This window comes from Nostoc mirabile CHAB5784, assembly GCF_020829645.1.
Lineage (GTDB): Bacteria > Cyanobacteriota > Cyanobacteriia > Cyanobacteriales > Nostocaceae > Nostoc > Nostoc mirabile.
The window spans coordinates 16131-38931 of record NZ_JAIVFS010000042.1; the positions used below are offsets into that span (position 1 = coordinate 16131).

A 22801-nucleotide genomic window follows, 5' to 3' on the forward strand; every position below is an offset into this window, starting at 1 on the left:
TCCCACAAAACTAGCAAAATCATCCCGCAAATATGCAACGCCGAATTTTGAGTAAGAATTAAATTGCAAAACCGTATGCCAGAGTCTCAAACTATTGAAGCAATATATGAAGATGGAGTTTTCCGTCCACTGCAAACACTAACAGGTGTGGCAGAACATAGCAAAGTTAAAATCATAATTGAGTACCAAGAGACTCTAACCCATCCACTGTTACAGTTTGCAGGCATTATCAGCGACGAAGAAGCAGCGCAGTTGCAGGCTGTGATTCATCAAGAATTTGAGCTATTGCCATGACAACTAAACAAGCTATCTTTGACGCAATTGAACAACTGCCAGAGCAGCACTTAAAAGACGTGTTGCAGTATGTTCAACAACTTGCAAATACTCTAAAATCACCAGCATCCAACCCACCCACCCAAAGCAGCGATCCCCTTGTAGGCTTCATCGGTGCAGTCTCTCACGGCTCTCTGGCTGCCAACTTAGATGAAGAACTCTATGGCGACTAAGCTTTTTATTGATACATGGGGCTGGCTCACGCTTCATGACAGAAGCGAACGCTTTTAATAGGCCATTGTGCGACTTTCTCTCAAACCTAACCCCCAACCCCTTCCCTACAAGGGAAGGGGAGCAAAAATCAAAGCCTCTCTCCTAAAAGGAGAGAGGTTTGGAGAGAGGTCAGAATATTAAGTCGCACATCGCGTTTTAATAAAAAGTGCAAAAATAAGCCTTTGAGGCTCGACGTTGACCTTCTGAAGCTCGACGTTGACCTTCTGAAGCTCGACGTTGACCTTCTGAGGCTCGACGTTGACCTTCTGAGGCTCGACGTTGACCTTCTGAGGCTCGACGTTGACCTTCTGAGGCTCGACGTTGACCTTCTGAGGTTCAACGTTGACCTTCTGAGGCTCGACGTTGACCTTCTGAGGCTCGACGTTGACCTTCTGAGGCTCAATGTTGACCTTCTGAGGCTCAATGTTGACCTTCTGAGGCTCAATGTTGACCTTCTGAGGCTCAATTAACAAATATATCTAACTATTCCTGAATGTACAGGGGTGGAACATGGCTTTAGACTTCTCCGGTCAAAATCTTCGAGGACGCAACTTCAAAGGACAAGACCTTGCGGGTGCAAACTTTAGCTATGCCGACATCCGAGGGGCAAACTTTACCAACGCCAACCTGACAGGAGCAAACTTCAGCCACGCCAAAGCTGGACTGCAACGCCGTTGGGCAATTTTACTAGTCCTTGTCTCGTGGCTGTTGTTGGGACTTTCAGGATTTTTATGGGCTTTAAACGGTTATTTGGTGTCACTAATATTTGATTCCAGCTTAGAGAATCAGATTGCCGGCTGGAGTGCCCTAATCGTATTAATTGCCTTTTTCTTCTTCACAATTCGCCAAGGAGTAGTAGCTGGTTTAGGAGCCTTGACCGTCGCCGGAGCCTTCGCCTTCGCCGTCGCCTTCACCGTCGCCTTCGCCTTCGCCGTCCCCTTCGCCGTCGCCGTCCCCTTCGCCGTCGCCTTCGCCTTCGCCGTTGGCAAAGCCGTCCCCTTCGCTTTCGCCGTCGCCTTCGCCGTCGCCTTCACCGTCGCCTTCGGCTTCGCCGGAGCTGTCGCCTTCGCCTTCGCCGTCGCCGGAACGTTACTGAGCATTTACATCGCTTGGCGAGCCATGAAAGGAGACGAAAAGCACTCCTTGATTCGTAATATCGCGATCGCCTTTGCTGCAACAGGAGGTACAAGTTTTCGTGGCGCTAATTTAACCAATGCTGATTTCACCCAAGCTAGGCTCAAAAGTACAGATTTCCGAAACACTATCCTTATCTGTAGCCGTTGGCATCAAGCCAAAATGCTTGACCGTGTTCGTCCTGGTTTAACTTATCTTCAGAATGCACAAGTACGTCAACTGCTGGTTACAGGACAGGGACAGGACAAAAACTTTGACCGTCAAAACCTGCGGGGTATCAACTTACAATCAGCAAATTTAGCAGATACCAGCTTTATCGGCGCTGATCTCAGTGAAGCTAATTTGCAAGATGCCGATTTGTCAAGAGCAAAGCTCAAGCAAACCCAACTAGACGCAACCGATTTAACAGGTGCAACTCTCACCGGAGCTTTCATCGAAGATTGGGGCATTACAAATACAACTAACTTGCATGGGGTGAGGTGTGAGTATGTCTTCATGCGCTTACCTACAAAAGAAGACCCCGACCCTCTCCGCAAACCTGATAATAAACAAGAGGTATTTGCAGACGGAGATTTTGCCGACTTTATCAAACCAATTTTTGACACCCTCGACCTTTACCATAATCAAGGCGTTGACCCTCGCGCCATTGGCATAGCTTTCAAAAACCTCGCCGAAAACCATCCCGAAGCTCAGTTAGAAATCGTGGCAATGGAGAAACGCGGCGATGATAAAATCTTGCTCAGAGCCAAAACCGCCGCAGGTAGCGATAAATCTCAACTGAGTGCAGAATATTTTGATGGCTATAATCAACTTAAAGCTTTATCGCAGAGTCAACAATTATTGCTGATAGAAAAAGATAGTTATGTTAGTGATTTAAAAAATATGATTACAACTGCACTTGGGCAGCCGAAATTTTATACACAAGGAGATACCAATATGTCAGATATCAGTGGCATCAATATTGAAGGTAGCAGTAATGTTAGCGGTATCGCTGGCAATAATTCTATTGCTAATCTAGGAACCATTAGCGGTAACGTGAGTATTGCCCTCAATCAGTTACCTGATGCAACCGATGCCGAGAAACCTGGAATTAAAGAATTATTGTCGCAGTTGCAAGATGCAATCATACAATCCACATATTTACCAGAAGAAGAGAAAGCCGAAGCGCTAGAACAGGTGAAGGCTTTAGCAGAAGCGGGTAAAAATCCCCAAGAATCCACCAAACAAAAGACGGCAAAAACGGCAATCACAATGTTGAAAGGGATATTCACAGGCTTACCTGCTGTTGCTTCACTGGTGGAAGCTGGTAATAAATTATTGCCTGCAATTTCTAAATTATTCGGTTTGGGATAATTTATCGCTGTTCTTGTTGAGATTAGGACTTACGCAATAACTCTCTGAAACCTTATTCCTTTGTGTCCTTTGCGTCCTACCCTACGGGAAGCCGCTTTGCGTCTATGCGGTTCGTTTTTTCATGATTTTGCGTAAGTCCTGGAGATGCAACACACCATAGCGGTTTGCAGTTGAGTCTAATACAGACCAAATTCTTAAATTTAAGTAAATATAATTAACTTGATCAAACCTTAGAATCTGACAAATGAGGTGAAATCGACCTATGAGTGACTTAGTTTTTCTACCCGCCCATCAACTTGCTCAAATGATTCGCGATCGCCAAGTCTCTGCTGTCGAAGTGTTTGATGCTTACCTGGCGCAGATTTCTAAACACAACTCAAAGCTGAATGCAATTTGCACCTTAGACGAAGACAATGCTCGTACCAGAGCAAAGCTTGCAGATGAAGCCCTAGCTAGAGGAGAACACTGGGGCGCTCTGCACGGTGTCCCTGTGACGATCAAAGACATTTTTGAAACAGTAGGACTCCGTACCACAGCAGGTTACATTCCTCTCAAAGACTACATTCCTCAACAGGATGCCACAGTTGTCGCAAGGCTGCGGGCAGCAGGAGCGGTGATCCTGGGCAAAACGAACATGGCAGAACTGGCTGGTGATTTTCAAAGTACAAATTCTCTGTTTCCACGGGTAAATAATCCCTGGAATCTTGACTACACAGCAGGTGGCAGTTCTGGAGGCAGTGCTGCTGCGGTTGCAGGCGGACTGTCACCATTAGATATAGGCAACGATATTGCGGGTTCCGTGCGCCAGCCTGCAACTTTCTGTGGTGTGTATGGCTTAAAGCCAACAGATCGCCGTATTTCCACCGCCGGAAGTATCCCTGAAGTACCGGGAATGCCGCTATGCTTGCGACAAATGTTGACTATTGGCTGTTTTGCGCGATCGCTCGAAGATATTCGCCTTTGTTTTTCACTAATCGCTGGTGCAGATTTGCGTCGCCCAGATGTGCCACCGCTTCCCCTTGATACTCCATCTGGCAAGTCTTTGCAGGATCTTAAAATTGCTTGGATTGATGAATGGGTAGAGGTTCCCGTTGCTGCCCAAATTCGAGGTGCAGTACAGACAGTTGTGCAAAAACTTGCTCAAGCAGGTACTCATGTTGAACGCTGGCTTCCCAAAGATTTTGATTTATCGACAGTGTGGAACCTCTACGGACGGATGGAAGCATACATCAACAACTATGCCCAACCCAAGGATCGCTATAATGTGCTACGCAGCTTAGAGTTACTTTTTCGCACCGCAACTCAAGGCGACAAAAAACTCCGAAAATTGGGAAATTTCAGCAGCTTTCTCCCAGAACTTTTGAATCCCAGCCTCAGAGGATATTTCGAGACACTTACCGAGCGCGATAGCTTCATTACTCAAATCGATGAAGCTTTAGAAGGGTGGGATGTATGGCTCACTCCTGTGACAGCAACTCCTGCATTTACCCATCGTCCGGCTTGGAGCGCCATTGATATTGAGGGCAAATCCTATCCTCATCTGGTGGCAAATGGAGCTTACACCATACCATTTAATCTCAGTGGTCATCCTGCGGTGGTAATTCCTATTGGGCAAACTCACAATGGCTTACCGATTGGGATGCAAATTGTGGGAAAGCGATGGCGCGAGATGGAGTTGCTGGCGATCGCTCAAGAACTTGACAAAGTGGTTGGTGATTTTCGCCATCCATTGGGCTATTGAGGAATGGCAGCAATTAAACTTCACCGTTATAACCCAATACGGTTGGATTTCGTTCCTCCACCCAACCTACGCAGTTTATGGTTTTTGACTTCGGATAACATGAGAAAGTTAACAGCTTAATACCAGATGAGCGAAACTGTTTACATCGAAACCAGTATTGTTGGCTACTTAACTGCTAGACCCAGTAACAACTTGATCCTGATGGCTAATTTAGAAGCTACACGGGAATGGTGGGACACACGTCGCGATCAGTTTAGCTCAAATCCAGAAGAAGCTAGCCCAAATCACTCTTGATGCCGGATACGAGTTGCCAACCCTTTGTACACCCTACGAACTAATGGGAGAGTAGATATGTGGAAAGATGAAATTCTTGAAGAGATTTATAGAATTAGAGAAGAACATGCAAAGGCTTTCAACTACGATTTACAAGCAATTTGTGATGATTTGCGACAAAAACAAGCTGTAAGTAATCGGCAGATCATTTCACAGCCACTCAAACAACGCAATCGTTTGCATAGCAAATCGCAATAGGCAACTAGCTAAAAGTTATCTGTTGGGTGTTGCGGTTTATCTGGGGTGATTGGGAATGTTATGCCGTACAAGATTTTTGAGAATACTATCTGGTAGCTAAACACAAATCTCAAGCTAGGGAGTCTGAACTAGGGACTTCCAACTAAAAAAATATCCTATCGCGGTGTAGGCAGGGGGGCTATTAGCTCTTAGCAGGGGGAGAAAGAAAAATATTATCTGAGTAAATTGGATAATTTATTTTCTGGAAGTCCCCTATGAAAAGCTAGGCGTTGCTGAATCAAGGGATGATTCTTGTAGGGTGGGCGTCTCGCCCGCCCTGAAATACAAGGGACGGGCAAGATGCCCATCCCACAAAACTAGCAAAATCATCCCGCAAATATGCAACGCCAAAAGCTACACAGATCAAGCTAAAGCCGAACTCGGCGCTCCTTGGTTTTTAGTTAAGGATAATCGTAGGTTGAGTAGAACTTAAGTGTTACCCAACAAACCCGCGAAAATGTTGGGTTTCGTTCCTCCACCCAACCTACGCAGTTTATGGTTTTTGGGGCTAACCCAAGCGTATTGCGTTATAGCAGAGTGCTGAGTGCTGAGTGCTGAGTAAAAACCCAGTTTTTTCAAGCCTTTGAGCAATCAACACTGTCCTAACCTATGTGACTACGGCTATATAACCAACTCCCGGTAAGTTGAAAAACTCAAACAACCCAGTCGCCAAAATAGCAAATGAGTTCGCCGAAATAACAAATGAGTTCGCCGAAATAGCAAATGCGAGCGCCTCTACCCAGTTTCTCACCCCTTCGGTATTTTGGGTGGACACCAGAAGAGGTTTTTGCTAGATACCCCAAGGGATTCCAGAATTCCTCGCATCACCTCTGTGCAGTACATCCAGTGTCCCAAATCGTCATACATGCGATCGGGATTAAACTCGACATTATAGTGCAGCACATTGGGAAGGTTTAAAAACTCATCATCGCTTTGGGGAGAAAGAAGCAACAGATGAAATGGTTTCCCCTGGCATTGTTTTTGCAGCTTGTTGACTAAATCTATCACACCACCGCGATCGCTAATTCCTGTGCGGACGAAAAGCACTTTATCGCAGTGCCGCAGTGCGTAGCAAAACCTTTCAGACCGTGCCGTGTACCGAACGCGCATCCGTTCATGGACAGGAGACATATCGCTCGTTGGGTCGTCTGTCTCTTCGACTTCATGGGCAAAGGATAAACCTGACCACTTACTGTGGTAAATTCTGCCTGCATCGGGACTGTAGTGCAGAAAGGCAGGATTCCACATATCATCAAAACCATGTTTGATCGCATCCGCAACATCTGCAATATTAGTGGTGCGCGTTAGATCAAAGGGAAAAGCGGGGCCATCGTACTCCATTTTATATAGCATCATGCGGACGGCACAGCGATCGCCAAGGGGAAGAATTGCCACACGGCTGATATCCGATAACTTACATTTGTATTGGAACAGCACCGCAGACTTAGGTGCTGCTTTCACCCGGCTTTCTAACCCATCTTTGCCAATCATCATCGTGCGAAAGGGGGCATCGGGATAAAGCGGATCTTCATAGACACCCGATGGCATAGCTTTAAGTGCGTTGCAAACCTCCGTCCACATTGGCTGGATGTTGTACTCGTTGTCTGATTCGTTGATTACCCAGAGGTGGCGTTCGTCCGCTTGCAAAATCCCCAGATGCCCGTCATAGAATAAAACGTTGTTCGGCGAAAAGAGATTGAAGGCAGCGCTATATTCTAGGTCGGCACCAGGGGGAATGTTTATTGTAGTTGCGATCGCGCCATCCTCTACAGCAAAGAAGGGGAGCGTCCCTGGTTGAGTATCTTTCGCAATGTAGATACCCGGTATCAATCCAGCCTTACTTTGTAGTGCAGTTTGTAGTTCCTGCCAATAGGGAGCGATGGTATAGCTGTATTGTGATGGGTTAATGATCCGTAAACGCTTCTCTTCGATACAGACAGAGATATGAAAGCCCCCATTATCAAAGTAGATGGGGAATTCGTTCGGTTGCCGGAAGCGTTGTTTTTCTTTTGCTAATTTGCCTTTGTCGATATCGAAGAGGTGCTGGTCGATCTGCTGATACATGAGGCTGTGACCGATAGTGTTCGGGTGAGCCTGGTCAAACGATATCCCTGCTTTCCATCGTCCTTGCCCATCATCCACAGTTGCCAACCAATCTAGTACAGTCACGCCCCAACTTAGCATTCGGTTGTGTGTGTCTCGGATCAGCCAGTAATGTTCCTGGGAATAATTGCCATTGGGATAGACACCGCCCAGAATTGGAATTGCTCCGATGTCGCGCGTCATTTTCACAAGCTGCTGCAAGCCACTTTCAAACCGTCGCTGTACTGCTCGTCGTTCGTGAGGGGGACAGTAGGCTAACCCTTCGTTGCCCAGAGACAGGGCAATGATTACGATATCCGGTTGTTCTGGGGTGATAACTGAGCCAAATCGAGCGATCGTTCTGCTGACATTCGCCCCCACTTCCGACACATTCACGAGTTTATGCCCATATTTTTGCTGTAAAGCCTCTGCCAACAGCCAAACCCAACCTTTCAAAAACCAGGCTTTATGACCTAATGCAACGGAACTGCCAATTACTACAATTTTGAGCCTTTCAGCCCCTTCCTCCACGGGCATTTTGACAGCAGGCTCCTCAAGGTGTCCAAAGGGGTAAGGTTGTAAATAACCGAATGCGCCATCATCCACAATAATTGTGCTGGAATGATTGTTAGGATAAATGGGAATCCAGCGATTTGTATCTAGTAAGCTCTCCCATCGGGCATTACCGTTTGCATCGAGACGTACGTACTTATATTCAACTCTCTGTCCATCGCCCGATAAAGGCTGCTGAATGTCAATTTCATCTGTCCACCATAAAGGATAGCGATCGCCACTTGTACGCAGGTGGACACATTTCATGATGTCCCACAGTCCCAACTCTGGAGTCGAACCGACAAGGCCGATGGATTCACCCGTTTGCGTGTATGCAGTGATCTCGAATCGATACATAAAGTTGATCCTGGTTTAGTGAGTAGGATACCAAACAGTCAGGCTGAATCCTTAAACCTGTTTTGACAATATTACATACAACTACTAAGAGTCCGGTATTAATATTTTTAAGTACACTTTAGCTCTGATTTACGTCACCCAAAGCTATCAGCAGTCAAGCTTTTCAAAAATTAAATCGGGTTTTTATAGAAAATTTAATACTGATTAATAAAATATATTGCATTAAAAGTATTGAAACCACTAAGAACAAATAAAAATCAGGATAAGATTAAGTTAAATCTTTTCTATCGCTCCCTTTATGTAAAAAAGAGAAAACTTATTGAATTTATGGAATAAAATTATCTCATAATCCATCAAAGTCTTACGGAGTAGATATTTTTAGCTTTTTAAGATTGGGGTAAGAATGTTTAATATGTAATTAAAATATAAAAAATTAGGTTTTAGGATGCTAGTGATAAGATTTCCTGTAGAGCAAATAATTAACCTACCAGGGATGAATGACCAAATAATTACTAATTCGTAATTCGTAATTCGTAATTAAAGGTACAGAGCAATTAACTAAAGTTTATGGAGACAAATAAATTTATTCCTCAATTAGGCCCACGACTGAAGTCGGGGGGTAATAATTACGAATTACGAATTATAAAATTACGAATTATTTTGACCTGAGTCCTTACGAAGGAATTAATAATAAACTCAAGCTAATTAAAATATTAAGCTATAGCTTTCACAACTTTGAAAATTTTAAATTACAAAGTTTATTAACTTGGTATTTTGGTATTCCCTTTCGGTCACAGCAGAGGGGCTGATGCAGTATACATAGCTGCCTTCTGCCTTTTTTGATAAAGGAGCGGCAAAAGCGATATATTTACTTAAATGTTACAAATAGTTTCAAAATGAAATTTTTGCCTACATAGAGAAAACACTATGTAGTATTATCGAGATCAGTGTAAATCCCACATTCCGCACATCGTTTTGTAATATGCCAAAATTACAAACTTTGGGCTAATGGTAGTTGAATAGCGATGTCTACGACAGGCTATGACGCTCGAACGCAAGAGCGTGTCGCAGACAAGACTCGCTATCGGCGTCGCCAAAAGCCTAAAAAATAGCAGTGTGAATACTTAATGATATTAACAGTTATTTGTAATATTTATTGAAGTATTAAGATGTGACATTTTGAAGTGCGGAATGTGGGGTAAATTTATTTTTACTTAACTGTAGGAGAAAATTATGTCTGAAAACAAACCAGAAGAACTAAATTCACAAGCAGTACCCTTCTTTGCCAGATTTTTAGAAGGGCAAAGCTTTGAAGACCTATCTGATAAAGAATCAGAAGGGATTGGCGGTGGAAGTTGTGGTGTAACCAAGAAGGAGAAAGATGAATTAGTCCAAACTCTGAAGTTCCCATCTGATCAAGAAGATGGAGTAACGAAAAAGGCTCCCTCTGATAGTGATGAATACGCTGTTACTCAGAAGTACCCTTCAGACGGCGATGATCATGTGGTGGCAATAGAATAACTGCATACTTTTGAGTACACCAGAGATGCGGTTTTGAACAAGATTCTTAGAATAAAAAGACTGTTAGCTTTGCCAACTCCATTTAGGGGTTGGCTTCCCATTAAAACTAAGTTCATTTTTTTAATGCTTTATTTTTTTAATAGTTGATAATACAAGAATCTAATAAAGATATTTTATGCACGTTGACCGTGATGTGGTTTTATTAATCACCCATAGTGGTGATTACTTCACAATAGATAGAGTTGCAGAAGCTGTATCAAAACGAGGCGCACAGCCATTTCGCCTTGATACTGATAAGTTTCCGATGACAGTACAAATCGAGGCGAATTTCAGCAACTCTGGGAGCAATCATAAACTGGAATATGGCACTCGCTCTTTGAACACCGAGCAAGTGCAAGCAGTATGGATGCGACGTATCTGGCAACCTGATTTAGGTAAAGAATTAGCTCCACAATTCCAAGCAGCCTGTTCTAGTGAATCACTCGCAGTCTTAGATGGCTTTTGGGACAGTTTGAGGGGAGCTACCTGGGTGGATGATTTACAACGGATCAGTGCATCTGAAAACAAGCTACGCCAACTGAGAATTGCATCGGAAGTTGGTCTTGTCATACCTTGGACTATCGTCACCAACAATCCTCAACAAACACGAGAGTTTTTTAGGGAAGTTAAAGGAAAAATGGTTGCCAAGCTACTCAGACCTCTTTCTTATGGGATGCAAGCCTCCTCTTTTTTCATGTATACCAGCGCCGTTAAAGAAGAAGACTTACTTGATGCTGAAACACTGCGCTATTGTCCAGTTGTGTTTCAAGAACAAATCCCCAAACAGCTAGAACTACGCGCAGTGTATGTGAATGGTAATCTCTTTGTCGGCGCACTGGATGCCTCTGAGTATGCAGCATCCACCCAAGATTGGCGACATGGAACAAAAGAGGCTCTTACCTGGCAACCATATCAATTACCTGATAAACTAATCCGTTGCCTGGATGCTTTTATGGCAAGGTTTGGACTGATTTTTGGAGCATTTGACTTCATTAAAACGCCATCAGGGGAATACGTTTTTTTAGAAATTAATCCTACAGGAGAGTGGGGGATGCTGGAGAGAGATTTGGATTATCCGATCGCAGATGCGATCGCAGATGCACTACTTTCACAAAATCCTAAGCAAAATGCTCTTACTTAAAAATTCACAACCAACTGACAGCTTTTATAAATTTAGGAACTTGTTAATTTTTAATTTTTAATTTTTAATTCGGAGCGAAGCGACGTGACTGTTTTAATCATTACTCACAGCCAAGACAACGAAAGTATTCCTCTAGTTATTCAGGCAATTGAAGCCCAAGGTGGGAAAGCATTTCGTTTTGACACAGACCGATTTCCCACAGAAATCACCTTAGATGTTTACTATGCTAAAAGTGAGCGAGTTACTCTAAGCGTTGAAGACCAGACATTAGATTTGAGTGAAGTGTCAGCAGTTTGGTATCGCCGCATCGCAATTGGGTCAAGAATTCCCGACTCGATGGACAAGCAACTCAGACAAGCCTCACTCAAAGAATCTCGCGTTACCATTGAGGGAATGATTGCCAGTATTAAGGGCTTCCATCTCGACCCTCTGCCAAATATTCGCCGAGCCGAAAATAAGCAACTGCAATTACGAATAGCGCGAGAGATCGGTCTAGATACGCCACGTACTCTGACTACAAACAATTCAGTGGCAGTAAAGCAATTTGCCCAAGAGTGTAAGGAGGGAATAATTACAAAGATGCTCTCTTCCTTCGCTATTTACGATGAACAAGGACGAGAAAAAGTTGTGTTTACGAATCCAATTTCATTTGAGGATCTGGACAACCTCGATGGATTACGTTTCTGCCCAATGACATTTCAAGAAAAAATCCCCAAGGCATTAGAATTGCGGACAATTATTGTAGGCAAACGTGTGCTGACGGCTGCGGTTGATTCTCAAGCTCTGGATCAGGCGCGTTACGATTGGCGCAAACAGGGAATTGCCTTACTCGACGCTTGGGAACCATATACTCTGCCTGAAGATGTGGAAGAGAAACTGCTCAAACTCATGGCAGAATTTGGTTTGAACTACGGAGCTATTGATATTATTTTAACTCCTGATGGTCGTCATGTATTTCTTGAGGTTAACCCAGTTGGCGAGTTTTTCTGGTTAGAACGCTGTCCTGGCTTACCGATTTCTGAGGCGATCGCACAGGTTCTACAAAATTGAAGGGGGCAGGAGCTATCTACTCAAAATTTAGAGAGAATTGGTATTAAAATATGTAGCTGTGAAAAGTATGCAATTAGTTATCTCAGAACTTGTACCAGCCACAACAACCGCCTCAGAATGAATGATACTGTTGGTCAATTTGCGAGGGGTTAAACTCCCCATCCCTAAAATCTTGGTTTTGCGTTGCTTTCCCGCCCTGCAATAAATTGCGGGCTAATAGCTAAAGTGCGTTTAAACGCACTGAAATTAAAGAAATTAAGATGGGGCTGATGGGTTAGATTCCCTACAAATTCGCCAGCACTATCATGAATTCTGGGGCTATCTTCTAAAGAAGGCTGAATAAGGATTGAGTCCACTTGAGTGGACTTGCGCTATTAGCCAGAGAATTCATTCTCTGGCGGGAAAGGAGGCAAGTGCAAGATATAACTTATAGAATTCGAGTGAAGAGATTCCCAAAGAAGACTTGTGATTCAGTTGATAAGCTGTTCCACATTTAAATTGCATCATTGCGGCGGGCAAGATGCCCACCCCACAAGAGTTATATAAATTTTAGATATGCAAACTAGATGTGGTTTAGCTTATATGTAGTTACTAGTTAATGAACTGTCCCTCTCAATGATTCAGCATCAACGGGTTTGATTAGGAAAGTCTGCAATAGATGCCCAACAATGGAAGCTATCAAGGGTAATTTTTGGCAGAATTTGATAACTGGTGAGCGATTGCTGTTATTAATCTCTGCTAGTTTCAGATTAAGGTCAGAACACTTCTCCAACCGCCGGAAGAACTCTGGATGATTTGTATTCAAAATCAGGGGAAATGCCCGCGCGGCGGTGTTATTTGTCTCTTGAATGACTCTGGTATTATATTCGCGCGGATCTATCCCAATAGATTGATAAAACGTGGCGCGTTCAAATACTGTCAATGTGTGAGTAGCAAAAACACTCAATAAAAAGAAACGCACCCATAATCTAGCTCTCCAATTGTTCCATAATTGAGGTTGCGATCGCAGCAGTGCTTTAAAGAAATCTCCATGTCGATTTTCATCCTGACACCAACTTTCAAACTTACGGAATAGCGGATAAATTTGGTGTTCTGGATGTTTTTCCATGTGGCGATACACCAAGATGTAGCGCCAGTAGCCAATTTTCTCAGATAGGTAGACTGTGTAAATAATCCACTCTGGCGGAAAGAAGGTATAAGTGCGATTTTTGGTTAAATAACTTAAGTCCAGGGAAAGATTAAAATCTGCCATTGACTTATTTAAAAATCCCGCATGGCGTGCTTCATCCCGCGCCATAAAATTAAAAGCATCCGCCAAAATCGGATTGCGGTTTTTCAGACGGCGCGATAACTCTTTAAACAGCAGAAACCCAGAAAACTCTGAAGTGCAGGAACGTTCCAAAAAGTCAATAAAGGCAACGCGCGTTTCTCCATCAATGTGATCCCAACACTGCTGAAATTCTTCATCACGGACAAAGTGATGACGGTTATAGTCAGCTCGTAACTCCTCTACAATTGCCAGTAACTCAGCCTCCTGGGACGAAATATCCAACTGCGCCGCAGCTTCAAAGTCAGTAGTATAAAACCGTGGTGTTAATAATGTTTCCTGAACAGGTGCTTTTACACCTGGTTTCAGCAACTCAGGTTCGCGGGTTTCCAGAGACTTAACCATAAGAATCCTTTGATTATTTCATCCTTTAAAAGTTATATAAGCATAAATAGTTGTTTATAGACATCAGTTAAATTATTGAGAGTAAATTGTGAGAAATAAACTTATTACCCGTTGTTTCAGGAGAGTTTAAATGCTTATTGCACAATCAGTTTTGTTACTACTCAACTAGGATGTGTCTAAGGGTGAAAATCAGAAAAACATAAATAAATACTAATATCTTTATAGTTATATATAAATTAATAGTTAAATAATCTTAGGAGAAATAAAAATAGCTGGGATCTACATCGGCTTAGTCATTTGTCATTAGTCATTAGGCGTTAAGCATTGGTTATTTCCCCCTTCTTACTCCTCTGCTCCCCCTGCCTGCCCTTCACCTCATACATTCACTGGAAAGCAACTCAATGGTTTTTCTATTACCTGGTGTCAAGTTTGATCTGGATTTGATTCAAAAGTACGACACTCGCGCACCTAGATACACCAGTTACCCGCCTGCTACAGAGTTGAGCGAAACATTTACTGAAACTGATTTTAAGGCCGCGATCGCAGCCTCGAACCAACGCAAAACTTCTATGAGTCTATATTTCCATATCCCCTTTTGCCAAAGTGCTTGCTACTTCTGCGGCTGTAATACGGTAATTTCCAACAACAAGAATATTGCCAAACCTTACGTGGAGTCTTTGGTTCAAGACATTAAAAACACCGCAGCTTTAATCGATCCAGACAGAAAGGTGCTGCAAATCCACTGGGGAGGCGGTACTCCTAATTACTTGGATCGTCACCAAATAGAATTTTTATGGAAAAACATCAATCGCCATTTCAACATCGATCCACAAGCAGAAATCTCAATTGAGATTAATCCTCGTTATATAGATAAAAACTACATTTTCTTTCTGAGAGAAATTGGGTTTAACCGTATTAGTTTTGGCATTCAGGATTTTAATCGCCAAGTTCAAGTAGCTGTAAATCGTGTCCAGCCAGAAGAAATGCTATTTGATGTCATGAGTTGGGTTAAAGAAGCTAAGTTTGAAAGTGTGAATGTAGACCTTATTTATGGTTTACCTTATCAAACCCGCGAGACATTTCGGGAGACGTTGAAAAAAACTGTTGAGTTAGATCCTGACCGAATTGTTGTCTTTAACTTTGCATATATACCGTGGATTAAACTTACACAAAAAAATATTCCTCAAGAGGCGCTACCCCCAGCAGAGGAAAAGTTAGAAATTCTGAAAATGACCATTGAAGAATTGACGAATAACCAATATCTATTTATTGGGATGGATCATTTTGCTAAAACTAATGATGAACTAGCGATCGCTCAACGCAATGGTACTCTCAAACGCAATTTCCAGGGCTACACTACCCACGCCCAGACAGAACTGTTTGGTTTTGGTTCTACATCCATCAGTATGCTAGAAGATGCTTATGCTCAAAACCACAAAGAATTAAAGGATTATTATCAGGCAGTTGCAGCGAGTGCTTTACCTGTTAGTAAAGGTATTAAGCTTACTCAAAATGACATCATCAGACGGGATGTGATCATGGGCATTATGTCTCACTTTCAGTTGCATAAGCAAGATATTGAAAACAAATATGATATCAATTTTGATGAATATTTCTCTGAGGAATTAGAGGCGTTAAAACCATTAGAAGCCGATGGTCTAGTTAGTTTATCAAAAAATCACATCCAGATTACAGATATCGGGAGATTACTTGTCAGAAATATTGCCGTTATATTTGATACTCATACCAGAACGCAAGAGACAAAATTTTCACGCGCCATTTGATACCACTTTTGCAAATCTTGGCAAAATAGATATTATCCCCTCAATTTACCTTGAAAATAACGATTGAGGGAATCTATCTAATATGTTGCAATTATTAAAGTAATTATTGTGAGCAAACTGTGCTGTGAAATATAATAAACTCTTGGGAAAATCTGAATTTTAAAATAAACTATTACTAATTATCACAAAGCTATTACCTTTGATGATAAAAATTATCATTTAGGCAGGTCATTGAGATTTGAAATAAAAATTTTGCAAAAATCTTGGTTAATTATTTATCTGTAATTAAAGATAATCAATGATGAATGCTAACGAAACCGTTATAAATTCGTCTGAGCTAGATTTTGACGCATCTCCAAAAAGTTAGATAATATTTTGACATCTTACTTAAGATAGATATAATAAATTGATTAATTTTTCAGTGCCTATTTTTACAGCAAATTATGTCTAGACTGATGTATTGAATAATTCCTAATTTATCTGGCAAAACTTTCGTTTAGCATTTTTATGCTAAAAAATAAAAAATGCAAATTTTCATTCAAATATTTATTGATGTAAAGTTTTTTATCTAACTTTTGGATTTAGCATTTATCCCATGTGGTAGAAAGAATTGTCAGTCAGAGTTGATAACTTAGAGACAAGTGAGATTGTTGAGGCAGTTATGAGTATTATTGCTTGGATAGTTTTATAACTTTTGGCAGGTGCGATGCCAACTCTTGGAGAGGCTAGTCTGCGACACGCTGCGCGTAGCGTGCTTCCACGTTCGCGGAGCGTGCCGTAGGCAAGTGGTACGCCAACGGTGGGCTACGCTTACGCTAAAGCTATTTATCTTGGCTATCAAGGCGGCAGACTTATCTCCACAATGATTTTGGGTATCATTGGTGCTTTAGTCGGTGGAAGTCTGTTTACCTTGCTACGAACAGGAACTCTGCAAATTACTGCGGCTGGCGCTGGTTTAATTCCTGGTATTTTAGTGGCTGTGTTCGGCGCAATTGTTGCTATTTATCTATGGGATTAATCACAATAAGCAGCAATGCCTAATCGCTGATTGGCATTTATCAACACTGACATCACTACTGTATTTTATCAGTCTTCTAGTTCACCAGTTTGAGAAGCTATCAAACATTAAATTAGCTCTGTCTGGGAAAATACTAGGAGACAATAAAATAGCCGATCCTTTGGAGAACATCATAATTTTGGGAAGTGTAAATCTATGTTTTTTCACAAAAAAGAGCCTATTCATGCAGTTAACGTTACTGAACCAAACCCTCGTTTTGCTCAGTTGCTTTTAGAGCAGTTTGGCGGAGCTACTGGAGAACTTAGCGCAGCACTTCAATATTGGGTTCAATCATTCCATGTTGAGAATGCTGGAATTAAAGACATGCTCCAAGACATTGCGATCGAGGAATTCAGCCATTTAGAAATGGTTGGTAAACTCATCGAAGCTCATACCAAAAATGTGGATCAAACAGAGGCTTATAAGAGTACTCTGTTTGCAATCCGAGGGGTTGGGCCTCATTTTCTAGATAGTCAGGGTAATGCTTGGACTGCAAGTTACTTGAATGAAGGCGGAGATGTAGTGCGTGATTTGAGAGCTAACGTTGCAGCTGAAGCTGGCGCTCGTCAGACTTACGAAGAGTTAATTAAGTTGGCAACTGACAAAGGAACCCAAGAGACTTTAGTGCATCTGTTAACACGAGAAATTTCTCATACCCAGATGTTTATGAAAGCTCTAGATTCGCTGGGTAAGTTGACAGATCCGTTCTTTGGTAATATTAAGCCAGATGAAACTGTTGCTCTTTACTACAACCTATCTACAGATGGTAATGGTAAAGATGAGCGTGGCCCTTGGAATTCTGAACCAACATTTAAATATGTTGCGAATCCGCTAGAAAGTCACTCTTAATTTCATAGATTGCAGTTAGAGCTTCTTGAAAACTCCCAATTATTAGGTGGGCTGTTTGCCCACCTTCTTTAGCAATAGTTAAACTGTTTGTCTACATCAGGGGTTTTTTGAGGGAGAATTTAGCTTTATCCAACCTAAAGCAATCTTAAATCATTCGTGAACAACAAGATTCCCGATTTCTTATACCGTTTCTCTGTGAAGCTGCACCCATATTTACCCCCGCCTTCGGCGTCCCCCCAAAGCATCGGGGGGACTACAGGGGGGTCGAATTAAGCGCATCTTTATATAGAATTGGTATTAGAGAAGTCGGGAATCTAAGCCGATAAGTATTTGCTGATATTGATTTAGATGCAACACGCGCTTTGGATACATATCTCTGTGCGATATTGAAATTAAGCCACACTGAAGAAGTCGGAGCGATCGCCTCTTCAAATCTACCCCGACGTTTCTGAATTCAGAAATTAATTCAACTCAAAATTAAAACTAAGAATCAGGAGATTGATTTGTGATTGTCAACGCTACGCCAAATGGTTGGGAAGTTATTTATCACCGCGCTCATGCTTTGTTAGCAGCTCAACTGGCGGGACAATGGCGGCGCAAAGATGCGCCAGCAAGGTTATATGAAACCGTTGCTGCAATTTCCCATCACGATGATCTAGAAAAAGAGTGGGAAGAGGATATTCTTACTGAAGCGGGGGCGCCAAAGGACTTCACTCTCTCCACAAAGAAGGATGCAGAGATTGGTATTAATAAATTGGCCGATCTGGCAAAGAATGCTCGCTACCGGGGACGGTGGGTGGCTCTACTAATTTCCATGCACATCAGCCGTTTAAATGAGTCAAGCCGGGGTCAGTTTCCAGAATTAGACAAAATTTTAGATGAGCAACTGCAAAACCAGCAACGTTGGCCCAAAGAACTGGGCATCGAAAAAGAAGAAGTTGATGCAGCCTATGCATTTATGCAATGGTGCGATCGCCTTTCTCTCATCTTATGTCAGCAAGAACTACCTGAGGATGAGCGGTTTTTAGAAATTAGCAAGGGCCCTGAAGGTCAGCGCTATGACATCATGCAGCGCAGCGATAACTTGGTTGTTGTCAAGCCTTGGCCCTTCCAAGACGATAAATTCACGGTCAACGTCGAAGCCTGCGACCTCTCCCAAGTAAAATTTGAAAGTAGCGCCGAACTAACTCAAGCACTACAAGAAGCTCCCATCAAGGTACTAGAGTGGACATTCGTTAAGAGTTAGATTACACACAGCTGCAAAAAAGACAAAGGTTAGAACTAGAACGTGTTTTCAAACTACAACCACAAAAGAATGGAAACGATGGCCGTGCCTACGTCTTCTGGTGCATCCGCTACGCGTAGCAAGATCCCCAAGCATCGCTGAAATAACAAATGCGATCGCCGAAATAACAAATGCGATCGCCGAAATAACAAATGCGATCGCCGAAATAACAAATGCGTTCGCTGAAATAACAAATGCGAACGCCGAAATAACAAATGCGAACGCCGAAATAACAAATGCGAACGCCGAAGTAACAAATGCGAACGCTGAAGTAACAAATGCGTTCGCCGAAATAACAAATGCGAACGCCGAAGTAACAAATACGGTAGCTGAAGTAACAAATGCGATCGCTGAAAGTACCTCATTTACTTGCAAACTGCTGTATATGCAATGGCTGATTGGTTAAAGCAGTGTGGGATTGAAACGGTAGCAATGCAATCAACAGCAGTCTATTGGATACCTATGTTTCAAGTGTTAGAAAGCCGTGGTTTTGATGTCAATTAGTGGCGTTGACTTGAAGCGTGAACTCATCCCTATTTGAGATAACAAAAAGACTTTTCATTTTGACTTTTGACTTCCCTCAAAGGCAGGGCTGTTTCATTCCCTAAAAGGCTCACTTGGTATTACCGGCCCTTCCTCCTGCCGTTCTTTAGCTCATCGAACTCACGTTATATAATTGCACTCACTATTTAAGACATTATAACTCAGTATTCAATAAAAAAGAGCCAGAGAACTAACTCTCTGGCTCAAAGCTGGAGACAAAAGAATCATCGAATAAAGGCTAATTTGGGTAAAAACCTAAATTCTTCCCAAGTTATGCAGCCCTAAGACAACGCCCACTCCTAAGATATGACCAAAGGCGGTACTTGCTAAAAGGGCTGGCAAACCAAAATTACCTAAAAAATTGACTGAGGGTAGTTTTGGTTCTGCGTTGGGATACTTGATGGTAGATTTGCCAATGACAATGGCAACGATATTGGCAAGAATTATAATCAGTCCAACGGTAGGACTCCATTGCAGAGGTGTGGTTGCGGCAGCGAGTAAGGTTGAAGTAAACACCTGATTTGCTCCTGAAATTTATAAATGATTGCAAATATAATCTGAGACTTTCCGAAGCAAATTCCAGAAAGTACCCGATTTTGCATCAATATTTAACACTTATTCTCACTACTTAATACAACGTGAGTTCAACGGGATAAATTCAGGACTTACACAAAAATCGCCAAAAAGCTTAATTTATTGAACTACTTTCTCTACAAGAAGCTGTGCGTGCGGCTGCTTTTTCGCTTCGTCAAACTCACACTAATGTATGTATCTATGGGATTATATCTGCACAAATAAGACAAGAACTATAATATTTCTCTATCAAAAGGATTAGATATTCTGAATTAATAGCGCAATCCGAATTGAAAAAGAGAAAGTATAGAAGCTCAAAGTACGTATTTACAACCTTTTCAGCCATTTTGATTTTTATAAACTTTATAAGTTATATATAAAAAATATAATTTTCATCTATCAAAAGTATGAAATTTAAAGATAAAACTTTTCTATATCTAAAGAAATTAAATATTTGTTGTATTTAATCTAATAGTATACTTCTGGCAGAAGATGTAAAAAAATATTAGGCATAGTAAATTAAAATCAATATTAATCAAAGTTCCTAAACAATTCGGGCAAGTGTGCTATACACGAGTTTGGAACAGCTTAAAACTTTGTTAAAATCAGCAACACACAAACTATGAATACCACCGAAAAACGTATCGCCTTGATTTCCGTCCACGGAGACCCGGCGATTGAAATAGGGAAAGAAGAAGCTGGGGGACAAAATGTTTATGTGCGTAACGTGGGTGAAGCACTAGCGCACCTGGGATGGCAAGTTGATATGTTTACTCGCAAAGTGAGTCTGGAGCAAGACTCAATTGTTGAACACAGCGACAATTGCCGCACTATTCGTTTAAAAGCTGGCCCCCTTGAGTTTGTGCCGCGAGATGAGATTTTTGAATTTCTGCCAGAATTTGTGGATAATTTCCTCAAATTTCAAGTAAAAAATGGCATTAAATACGAGTTAGTTCACACTAACTATTGGCTCTCTAGTTGGGTGGGGATGCAGTTAAAGAAAATCCAACATAGTAAACAGGTTCACACCTACCACTCATTAGGAGCGGTTAAGTATAACACCATAGATAATATTCCTCAGATTGCTAGTGTGCGATTAGCAGTGGAAAAAGACGTGTTGGAAAAAGCAGAGCGAGTTGTGGCGACAAGTCCGCAAGAACAGCAACACATGCGATCGCTAGTTTCCACTAAAGGCAATATCGACATCATTCCCTGCGGTACAGATATTCAGCGCTTTGGCTCCATTGCACGAGAAGCAGCCAGGGCTGAATTGGGAATTGATAAAGAAGCCAAAGTTGTATTATATGTAGGGCGTTTTGACCAACGCAAAGGGATAGAAACCTTGGTGCGTGCAGTAAACCAGTCTGGGCTACGTGACTCCAAGAATCTCCAGCTAATTATTGGTGGTGGTAGTACTCCAGGTAACAGCGACGGCATTGAGCGCGATCGCATTGATCAAATTGTCAGCGAATTGGGGATGAGTGACTTTACCACTTTTGCTGGTCGTCTGAGTCAAGATATTTTGCCAACTTATTACGCAGCTGCTGATGTTTGCGTTGTTCCCAGTCACTACGAACCCTTTGGACTGGTAGCTATCGAAGCGATGGCAAGCGGTACACCAGTGGTAGCAAGTGATGTCGGAGGACTTCAGTTTACTGTAGTTAATGAAGAAACTGGTTTATTGGCAGCACCACAACATGTAGATGCCTTTGCATCTGCAATTGACCGAATTCTTTTAAATCCAGAATGGCGAGATGAATTAGGTAAAGCTGGTAGAAAGCGCGTCGAAAGTAAGTTTAGCTGGGATGGTGTAGCACATCAACTGAGTGAACTTTACACCCAACTGTTACAGCCACAAACAGTAGCCTCAACAGCAAAAGAACTAATCGAGTCAACAGCCGAATTAGTGCAGTCAACAGCAAAAGAACTAGTGGAGTCAACAGTCGAATTAGTGCAGTCAACAGCAAAACAGCCAGTTTTGGTTACTAAATAATTCTCTTGCGTAACAAATACTGGTGAATGGGTAACTCGGAAGTAAGCAATAATTTTATTTTCCTAGTCCTCACTCACCATTACTCAATCATTTATTCTAAATATTTCTCTAGGCTGAGTGATTTCCATTATTAGTTTAATTAGTGGAAATTACTTGGCTCATAGGACTTACGCAAAAACCCTCTCAAACTCTCATTCCTCCGTGACGCGCCAGTTGCTTCTCCCAAGGGGAGACGCGCAAGGGACAAGTCTCTTAACCGCAAGGGCGCACTGGCTTCTCTGCGCCGCGCCAGTTGCTTCAAGTCGGGGAACCCGCCCAACGCACTGGCTTCTCTGTGGTTCGTTTTCCGTTACTCGTGCGTAATATCATGTTCGGCTGATTAGTGTCATTGCAAACGTTGTGAAGCAATCTCCAAACCGCAAGCGAATTGCTTCATTCCACTTCGTTGCATTCGCAATGACATATCGTAAGTGATTTGCCGAACTTGATATAACCCACCTTCCGCACCCTAACTGTCACAGATCAACAAAAAGCTGACATGGTAGTACATAAGAACTAAGTTAGATTCAAAAACTGATTTATAGCTCTAATTTACTATGTCAAAAATCTAGTTTGGTCACTTCAATTCATTATTCCAATTTATGATTTCAGTCTTTAATATCTTCATTTATTTATCTCATCCGAATCTATTCGCCATCAGTTTTTATTGCTCCTTATTGACAATAGACTTTGATGTCTTTTTTGGTGATTCATGGCGGCTCAAATGTCTTTTTTGTCTAAATATGTCTATTTTTATTCTTGCTTGCCTTTTTTTCTCAGTAATTTCCGTTTGTGACACTTGCGGGTGCGGAAGGTGGGATATAAGTCCTAGCTCAGACTTGTACCAGTCTCAACAACCGCCTCAGAATCAATTCTGAGGCTACTAGCTTGCATTCTTCTAAAGAAGACTCAATAATGAT

The 22801-nt window shown here is 42.1% G+C and carries 18 protein-coding genes and 2 pseudogenes; 17 read left to right on the plus strand and 3 right to left on the minus strand.

Annotated elements, in window-relative coordinates; genetic code table 11:
* Positions 1-75 precede the first annotated feature (75 nt).
* The 7 genes from LC653_RS24150 (at position 76) to LC653_RS24180 (ending at position 5305) form a co-directional block, all read left to right on the plus strand.
* Complete coding sequence (locus tag LC653_RS24150) at positions 76-294, plus strand: antitoxin family protein (protein ID WP_229497264.1); 219 nt, start codon at positions 76-78, stop codon at positions 292-294.
* On the plus strand, positions 291-506 hold the full coding sequence (locus LC653_RS24155) for a hypothetical protein (RefSeq protein ID WP_229497265.1): 216 nt from the start codon (positions 291-293) through the stop codon (positions 504-506). The genes LC653_RS24150 and LC653_RS24155 overlap by 4 nt, the downstream gene beginning before the upstream one ends.
* Positions 507-728: 222 nt before the next feature.
* A complete protein-coding gene (locus LC653_RS24160; RefSeq protein ID WP_229497266.1) occupies positions 729-1016 on the plus strand; it encodes a hypothetical protein in 288 nt (95 codons plus the stop codon).
* A 40-nt stretch (positions 1017-1056) separates the two neighbouring features.
* Positions 1057-3033 (plus strand): pentapeptide repeat-containing protein, encoded by a 1977-nt coding sequence (locus LC653_RS24165; protein WP_229497267.1) that lies wholly within the window; start codon positions 1057-1059, stop codon positions 3031-3033.
* Positions 3034-3295: 262 nt separating this feature from the next.
* Positions 3296-4774, plus strand: a complete 1479-nt coding sequence (locus LC653_RS24170) for an amidase (RefSeq protein WP_229497268.1) — start codon at positions 3296-3298, stop codon at positions 4772-4774.
* Between the two features lie 126 nt (positions 4775-4900).
* The gene (locus LC653_RS24175) at positions 4901-5068 is read left to right on the plus strand and encodes a PIN domain-containing protein (protein ID WP_229497269.1); all 168 of its coding nucleotides are present in this window, start codon (positions 4901-4903) and stop codon (positions 5066-5068) included.
* Between the two features lie 57 nt (positions 5069-5125).
* Complete coding sequence (locus LC653_RS24180; protein WP_229497270.1) at positions 5126-5305, plus strand: hypothetical protein; 180 nt, start codon at positions 5126-5128, stop codon at positions 5303-5305.
* Between the two features lie 786 nt (positions 5306-6091).
* Here LC653_RS24180 and LC653_RS24185 read toward each other — a convergent pair.
* The gene (locus tag LC653_RS24185) at positions 6092-8335 is read right to left on the minus strand and encodes a DUF1796 family putative cysteine peptidase (protein WP_229497271.1); all 2244 of its coding nucleotides are present in this window, start codon (positions 8333-8335) and stop codon (positions 6092-6094) included.
* A gap of 644 nt (positions 8336-8979) precedes the next feature.
* On the opposite strand from LC653_RS24185, the pseudogene LC653_RS24190 reads away from it, so the two are divergent.
* The 4 genes and pseudogenes from LC653_RS24190 to LC653_RS24205 form a co-directional block, all read left to right on the plus strand.
* Positions 8980-9144 (plus strand): annotated as a pseudogene (locus LC653_RS24190) (transposase); the annotation flags it as partial.
* A 424-nt stretch (positions 9145-9568) separates the two neighbouring features.
* Positions 9569-9856 (plus strand): microviridin/marinostatin family tricyclic proteinase inhibitor, encoded by a 288-nt coding sequence (locus LC653_RS24195; protein WP_229497272.1) that lies wholly within the window; start codon positions 9569-9571, stop codon positions 9854-9856.
* A gap of 175 nt (positions 9857-10031) precedes the next feature.
* Positions 10032-11036, plus strand: a complete 1005-nt coding sequence (locus LC653_RS24200; protein ID WP_229497273.1) for an MvdC family ATP-grasp ribosomal peptide maturase — start codon at positions 10032-10034, stop codon at positions 11034-11036.
* An 84-nt stretch (positions 11037-11120) separates the two neighbouring features.
* Positions 11121-12086, plus strand: a complete 966-nt coding sequence (locus LC653_RS24205) for an MvdD family ATP-grasp ribosomal peptide maturase (RefSeq protein ID WP_229497274.1) — start codon at positions 11121-11123, stop codon at positions 12084-12086.
* 595 nt (positions 12087-12681) lie between these two features.
* Here LC653_RS24205 and acsF read toward each other — a convergent pair.
* A complete protein-coding gene (gene acsF / locus LC653_RS24210; protein ID WP_229497275.1) occupies positions 12682-13758 on the minus strand; it encodes a magnesium-protoporphyrin IX monomethyl ester (oxidative) cyclase in 1077 nt (358 codons plus the stop codon).
* A gap of 401 nt (positions 13759-14159) precedes the next feature.
* Between acsF and hemN the strand changes: the two genes are divergently transcribed.
* The 5 genes from hemN (at position 14160) to LC653_RS47445 (ending at position 19139) form a co-directional block, all read left to right on the plus strand.
* Positions 14160-15542, plus strand: coding sequence for an oxygen-independent coproporphyrinogen III oxidase (gene hemN, locus LC653_RS24215; protein WP_229497276.1), 1383 nt, complete (start codon positions 14160-14162; stop codon positions 15540-15542).
* Between the two features lie 799 nt (positions 15543-16341).
* A complete protein-coding gene (locus LC653_RS24220; RefSeq protein WP_229497277.1) occupies positions 16342-16560 on the plus strand; it encodes a GlsB/YeaQ/YmgE family stress response membrane protein in 219 nt (72 codons plus the stop codon).
* A 195-nt stretch (positions 16561-16755) separates the two neighbouring features.
* Positions 16756-17448 (plus strand): manganese catalase family protein, encoded by a 693-nt coding sequence (locus LC653_RS24225; RefSeq protein ID WP_229497278.1) that lies wholly within the window; start codon positions 16756-16758, stop codon positions 17446-17448.
* A gap of 505 nt (positions 17449-17953) precedes the next feature.
* Complete coding sequence (locus LC653_RS24230) at positions 17954-18694, plus strand: DUF3891 family protein (RefSeq protein WP_229497279.1); 741 nt, start codon at positions 17954-17956, stop codon at positions 18692-18694.
* A gap of 100 nt (positions 18695-18794) precedes the next feature.
* Positions 18795-19139 (plus strand): hypothetical protein, encoded by a 345-nt coding sequence (locus LC653_RS47445; RefSeq protein WP_372478216.1) that lies wholly within the window; start codon positions 18795-18797, stop codon positions 19137-19139.
* Positions 19140-19531: 392 nt separating this feature from the next.
* Here the strand turns inward: LC653_RS47445 and psaK are convergent, their stop codons facing one another.
* Positions 19532-19792, minus strand: a complete 261-nt coding sequence (psaK, locus tag LC653_RS24240; protein WP_229497280.1) for a photosystem I reaction center subunit PsaK — start codon at positions 19790-19792, stop codon at positions 19532-19534.
* A gap of 679 nt (positions 19793-20471) precedes the next feature.
* Here psaK and LC653_RS24245 point away from each other — a divergent pair.
* Positions 20472-21704, plus strand: a pseudogene (locus tag LC653_RS24245) (glycosyltransferase family 4 protein); the annotation flags it as partial.
* Positions 21705-22801 lie beyond the last annotated feature (1097 nt).